The sequence below is a fragment of the Hyunsoonleella sp. 2307UL5-6 genome, assembly GCF_047345485.1.
Classification (GTDB): Bacteria; Bacteroidota; Bacteroidia; order Flavobacteriales; family Flavobacteriaceae; genus Jejuia.
This window is the reverse complement of record NZ_JBLFEN010000002.1, coordinates 1,512-8,597: the sequence shown is the minus strand read 5'-3', so window position 1 is coordinate 8,597 and position 7,086 is coordinate 1,512. Positions and strand designations below refer to the sequence as shown.

The following is a 7,086-nucleotide window of genomic DNA, read 5'->3' as shown; positions in this document are numbered from 1 at the left end:
ACTTATTCTTAGGTGTTCGAAATGTTTTTTTCGAACAACCACCGATGCCATTGAATTTTGGACCAACAGGTCAAGCCTAATTTAAATTTATCTTATTAATATTACTTATTCTTAGGTGTTCGAGATGTTTTTTTCGAACAACCACCGATGACATTGAATTTTGGACCAACAGGTCAAGCCTAATTTAAATTTATCTAATTAATATTACTTATTCGTAGGTGTTCGAAATGGTTTTTTCGAACAACCACTAATTCGATTTGTTTTTCAATAGTTTTTAATAATCAATAAAATGAACTACTATTGATTTTATTTATAATTAAAAAAAATTGAGCGTTAAAAGCATAAGTTTAAGGCTGAATCATTATTTCCTAATGTGATTGTGTATTGGGAAAAATAAGATCTTTTAAAATTCTTTATATGGGATTTGCAGACGAAATTATTTTCAGAATCTAAATAAAGTTTAAATTTTTATATACTGAAGCGCACCAGATGGACATTTTTTTATTTGTTGAATAATTGTATCAGTTGCGTCTTGATTGAGATTTATCCAAGGGATAATATTATCACTAAAAACATGTGATAATTCTTTTGCGCAAATGCCTGAAAGTTTACATATACAAGGATCGTAGGTTACATTTATCTCTTTGTTACTAAATTTTTTAGCCTCTATTTCCATAATTTTATCAATTTGGGGTTGATATTTACTTCACAAATTATAAAATGATATTTTTTTGTGATTAAAAACTCGTCAACTTACTTAAAATAAGATATTAACGACTATTTTAATTAAATATAATTGTAAGTTATTGATATTCAGATGTAAAATGAAATTTTATACTTGGGTATTTTTGTTGTGTCATTTGTAAAGAGAATACAGAATCTGCCAAAAACACCAATTGTTCTTGTTTGTCTTTTGCTAAAAAACGTTGTTTTACTCTTTTAAATTCTATAAATTCTTCATTTTTTTCATCCGTAGGCTCTACCCAACATGCTTTATGCACATTTAAGTTTTCATAAGTACATTTTGCACCATATTCGTGTTCAAGTCTATATTGAATCACTTCATATTGTAATGCGCCAACTGTACCAATTACTTTTCTTCCATTTAATTCTAAAGTAAATAATTGTGCAACGCCTTCATCCATAAGTTGGTCTATCCCTTTATTAAGTTGCTTAGATTTCATAGGGTCAGCATTATTAATATATCTAAAATGTTCTGGAGAAAAACTTGGAACGCCTTTGTAGTTTAAAAGTTCACCTTCGGTCAAAGTATCACCTATTTTAAATGTACCTGTATCTTGTAAACCAACAATATCTCCTGGGTAAGAAACATCTACAATCTCCTTCTTTTCAGCAAAAAAAGCATTTGGACTTGAAAATTTAACCTTCTTATTATGTCTTACATGTAAATAAGGCGTGTTTCGTTTAAATTCACCTGATACTATTTTAACAAAGGCTAATCTATTTCTATGATTAGGATCCATATTAGCATGAATTTTAAACACAAATCCGCTAAACTTTTTCTCATCTGCCTTTACCAAACGCTCTTCACTTTGTTTAGCTCTAGGTTTAGGCGCAATTTCTACAAAACAGTCTAGTAATTCTCTAACTCCAAAATTGTTTAATGCAGATCCAAAAAACACAGGTTGTAAGTGTCCTTCTAAATATGCCGTTTTATCAAATGAAGGATATATACCTTCAACAAGTTCTATTTCTTCTCGTAATGTATCTGCTGCAGTTTCTCCTACCAGACTATCTAATTCTGGTGAAGATAAATCAGAAATTTCAGTAGTTTCTTCGATATCTTTTCTACTATCTCCACTAAATAGGTTAACATTCTTTTCCCATAAATTATAAATACCTTTAAACTCATAACCCATACCTATTGGGAAACTTAAAGGGGTTACTTTCAATCCTAATTTTTGCTCCACTTCATCTAATAAATCAAAAGCATCTTTTCCTTCTCTATCTAATTTATTAATAAAAACAATCATGGGTATGTTTCGCATACGGCAAACTTCAACAAGTTTTTCTGTTTGTTCCTCAACTCCTTTAGCAACATCAATAACTACAATAACACTGTCAACAGCAGTTAGGGTTCTAAAGGTATCTTCTGCAAAATCTTTATGTCCTGGTGTGTCTAAAATATTAATTTTTATACCGTCATATTCAAATGCTAAAACAGAAGTAGCTACAGAAATTCCACGTTGTCTTTCAATTTCCATAAAATCGCTAGTAGCTCCCTTTTTTATTTTATTACTTTTTACAGCACCTGCCTCTTGTATGGCGCCACCAAAAAGCAATAATTTTTCGGTTAAAGTGGTTTTACCCGCATCAGGGTGGGATATGATTCCGAAAGTACGCCTTCTTTGTATTTCTTTTAAAAAACTCATATATGATTTTACAAATAGTTTTCAAAGATACTATTATTAGGGGTTTTAACTACCACTTATCTATAAAAGCTATGCTTTCAAAGAAGCTAAATGTGCATTAAGCGAAATTTCAAATAGTTAAATTGAGTTTATTTTATTTTTGTAGAAATTATAAAAGTGACTTTATCTTTATATTGTGTCCTAATTAATATAAGTGAAATATAACCTAATGAATGGCAATAAAGTTTTTAACTCAATAACATATTTTTTTCAATTTAATATTTTGTTAAAAAAATTTGTCTTTTTTATTAACATATGTTAAATTCGTCGTTTTAACGGTAAAATTTACAGTTTATAGTATTTATAAAACATTTGTCTCTCAATTATGCCGAAATTTTTATTAGAAAAACTGTAAAACAATAAATTTATTTACTAATTAAACATAATATGCACTTTAGCGAGTACAATTACATTTATAAAACAAACATCCCTATTATAAAAAATGTATTTTGAATCATTTTTATATAAATATTATCAAATAAACTATTAACTCATCTATTAGCATTATGACTAATTTTACTAAATTACTTTTTATAAAATCTTTAATTTTATTCTTAGTATTATATTTATTACCAAATAAACGCTTAATAGCACAAACTCAACCTACGTTTGATCTCTCACAAGGGCCAACTTTATTAGCTAATGGTGCTGCCGATGAGCAAATAGGTGCTAAATACATATATCAAAATGTTGAAACTTCTGCTGATGGTATATTTATTGATGCTATAGTTACTATTGTTGATAAAGTAAATTTAGATGAGCCTTTTGCAGGTTCATTTACCGTTGATTCTACTTTAGGGGCAGACGATAGGTTTGAACCAACAGTAAATACTGGGCCTGGAGACGGTTATGTAGAATGGCAAATAGAATTTGTTTTAGACGGAACAGTTACTGATGCAAACGATGTTGGTGTTAGAGCTAGATTAGATACATTTGAATTAGAAGCTATAGATGTTGATGGGTTTGAGTACCTTGAAGTAATAGTGACAGATTCTTACACAATAGAAGGTGGCACTACACCTCCTACTGATTTAGTGGTTTCTCAAAATGGCCCTTGGACAAGATTTCAAAGTGATGCTGATTTTGCAGCAGGTATTGATGTGGTTAATACAGAATTTATTGTTACGGTAAATTATACAAATATTAGTGTAGTTAATTTTAGAACAGGGAGTTCTAATGACAGTGGTGATAGACAAAATTCTATAGGTTTTTTAGGAGAAGTTACCTTTGATGTTGATGATACAACTGATGTTAATGATCCTCCAGTAGTTGTTGATAATCTTGGAAACATAATTAGTTCTAATGCTACATTTAGTACTAATGTTTTAACAGGATCTAGTGATCCAGATGGAAACTTAGACCCGACTACAGTACGTTTAACCGATCCTAATGACCCTGCTAATCAAGGCACAGTTGGAAACCCATTAGTGATACCTGGTGTTGGTACTTATACTGTTGATGATACTGGTAATGTTAGTTTTGTTCCTGAAACAGATTATATAGGTGATGCTTCTATTTTATTTACAGTAGAAGATGATTTAGGCGTGAGCTCAGATCAAGGAAATTTACAAATTACAGTTGTTGATCCATGTGATGCTATAGCATCAGGAAACCCTGATAACGATAGTGATGGTATTAGTGATGAATGTGATTTAGATGATGATAATGATGGTATTTTGGATACAGATGAAGGCTGTGTTCCTCCATCGACAACGGTTGAAACAACACCAGTGGTTCCAGTTAATCTTTGCAGCGGGCTTGTTTTTGATGAAACAAGGTCCTTTATTAAAGAAGCTGTAGCTGTGGGCTTTACAGATACCACAACAAACGGTGATGGATTTGGACCTGATGTCGTTGAAGGCTTTAGCCCCAATATATGTATGGTAAACCTTGGTCTTGGCAGTCCTGTTCCTCAAGGATTTGAGTGTTTTTTTGGTGCAAACGGAACTTCTGGTGCAAAAAATGTGGTAGGGGCAGATATGTATTTATTTGATGCCGTGTTTAGTCAAGATAATTTTGAAGTAACCCTTGAAGACGTAGATGGGAATATATACGGGCCAATAACTATTGCACATGGAACTGGAGGTGTGGTTGATTGTGGCTCGGGAAACCAGTTTGTTCGAATAAATTCTCAAAGTAATATAGAAACGGCTGGATATACAGTAGCCTCGCTTCCTGTAGAATTTACTGATTTTGGTGTGCCCAATGATGTGGTGATTAGTAGTTTTACAGTGGTTTCTTCAATACAAGGAGATCTGATTATGGCAGCTATTCCATTTGTAAATGACCAAGGAAATAGTGCTTTTGTAGAAAATGCAACTTCAGATCCATTCATTTGTAGAGATACAGACGATGATGGTTTAGTTGATAGTTTTGATTTAGACAGCGACAACGATAACTGTAGTGATGCTAACGAAGCTTACGCTGATAATAATGCTGATGGTGGTGATGGCGGACAATTTGGAACTGGAGATCCATTAACGCTTGCCGGAGGTGGTGTAAACGCAGATGGTACAGTGGCAGACGCTGCTGCTACCTACCCAGGAACAAATGCTAGTGTAACACAAGCAACACAAGTAACTGTTGATGCTACAGCACTAGTAGATAAAACTGCTATGGATGGTGCAAGTTCAATTTTTGAAATGTTACCAGCAACTGCTGTTACTACTTCAGTATTTGCAGGAGGTACACCAGATTATAGTGCAGGATCTAACACCACATCTGATATCGTTTATCAGTGGTATATTGGTGATCCAGATTCAGGTGGTGTTGCAATTTTGGCTTCGGATACTAATTATTCAGGAGAAGATTCCTCGGCTTTAAGTATAAATGATGTAACCGGATTAGATGGTACACAGTACTGTTTGTTAGTTACTCATAATAATAATGTATGTGTTAGAGAAATTAACTGTGCAACACTTACTGTAACGCCAGCCGATAGTGATGCTGATGGCGTTCTAGATGTTAACGATATTTGCCCGGGAGGTGATGATAATGCAGATAATGATTTAGATGGTGTTCCAGATTTTTGTGATTTAGATGATGATAATGATGGAATATTAGATGCTGTAGAATTAGAGTGTAGCATCTCAGATACAAGAAGGGTTGTGTTTATTGTAGATGATTCTGGTTCAATAAGTAACATAGATAGAGCTGATTTAACAGTATCTTTACAGAATCTTGCAGATGATTTAGAAAGTAGAGGTAACGTAGAAATTGCAGTGATACAATATGGTGGCCCACTAGAGGGAGATTTTGGAAATCATACTTATAATATACGTTCTAATTATGTCTCAAATCCTACAATCTCAATACCTAATGACCCTAGTCTTGCTGAAGATCATTTGCCGGAGTCTATAGACCAAATGATTGATGATGGACTATTCGATACTGGAGGTCAATTAGCTAATCCTTCAGCCTTTTTTATATTTACCGATGCTTCACGTAGTAATTTCTTTGGATTACCCTTTCCTGGTATTACTGCTTTAGTAAATGAGGGTGATGCTACATCGCCAGAAGCATTAAATGATTTTGGAGAATACCTACGTTTATCAAATACTTATAATGCTACGATATCAGTATATCAAGCAGCTAGTGTTGGTCAAAATTCAGATGGTGTACAACAAAAAGGAGGTATTTATATTTTAGAAAATGACTTTACAATATCAAATGCTAATATAGATGCAATTGGTGCTTCTATATTTAATAACTCATCATGTAATAATAATGATACAGATCGTGATGGTATAGTTGATAGTTTCGATTTAGATAGCGACAACGATAACTGTAGTGATGCCAACGAAGCTTACGCTGATAGTAATGCTGATGGTGGTGATGGCGGACAATTTGGAACCGGAGATCCATTAACGCTTGCCGGAGGTGGTGTTAATGCAGATGGTACAGTGGCAGATGCTGCTGCTACCTATCCAGGAACAAATGCTTCTGTTACCGCAAGTGATACTATTTCTTCGGTAATAATAACACCAGATCCAGCCGAAGTTTGTATTGATGATGACATTACATTAACAGCTACAGCTACAGGTATTAGAGTTACTGACTTTGGAGCTACAGGTGCTACATCAGATGATACTACAACCCCTTTAGTTGCTGCAAATTTCATTTATAGATGGTACAAAGATTCAGCTCCAACTACAATTTTATCAACTTCAAGTACTTTAAATATAACAACAGCTGAATTAGCAGATGCCGGGGGATATACTGTTGAAGTAACTACAAATAACAATTCTTGTCCAGAGGAAGATAGTATTACATTAGTTGTAAATACTTTACCAACCGCAAATGCAGGAGCAGATGCAACAATAGATTGTACAAATACAAATGCAACATTAGGAACTGCAGCCCAAGCAGGCTTTACATATGCATGGACTCCAACAGCAGGATTAGATGATGCAACTGCCGCACAACCAGTAGCGACACCAACTGCAACCACAACATATAGTTTAGTAGTAACAGAAACGGCAACAGGTTGTTCAAGTACAGCAGATACTGTTATTGTAACTGTAGATAATGATTTACCAACCGCAAATGCAGGAGCAGATGCAACAATAGATTGTACAAATACAAATGCAACATTAGGAACTGCAGCCCAAGCAGGCTTTACATATGCATGGACTCCAACAGCAGGATTAGATGA

At 33.7% G+C, this 7,086-nt stretch carries 3 protein-coding genes; 1 reads left to right on the top strand and 2 read right to left on the bottom strand.

Annotation, left to right across the window (positions count from 1 at the left end; all coding sequences use genetic code 11):
* Positions 1–460: 460 nt before the first annotated feature.
* Complete coding sequence (locus ACKGJY_RS03490; RefSeq protein ID WP_413972469.1) at positions 461–676, bottom strand: (4Fe-4S)-binding protein; 216 nt, start codon at positions 674–676, stop codon at positions 461–463.
* Between the two features lie 127 nt (positions 677–803).
* The gene (locus tag ACKGJY_RS03485; protein WP_413972468.1) at positions 804–2,393 is read right to left on the bottom strand and encodes a peptide chain release factor 3; all 1,590 of its coding nucleotides are present in this window, start codon (positions 2,391–2,393) and stop codon (positions 804–806) included.
* 545 nt (positions 2,394–2,938) lie between these two features.
* Between ACKGJY_RS03485 and ACKGJY_RS03480 the strand changes: the two genes are divergently transcribed.
* Positions 2,939–7,086, top strand: a 4,148-nt coding sequence (locus ACKGJY_RS03480) for an Ig-like domain-containing protein (protein WP_413972467.1), incomplete at its 3' end; no start/stop codon positions are given.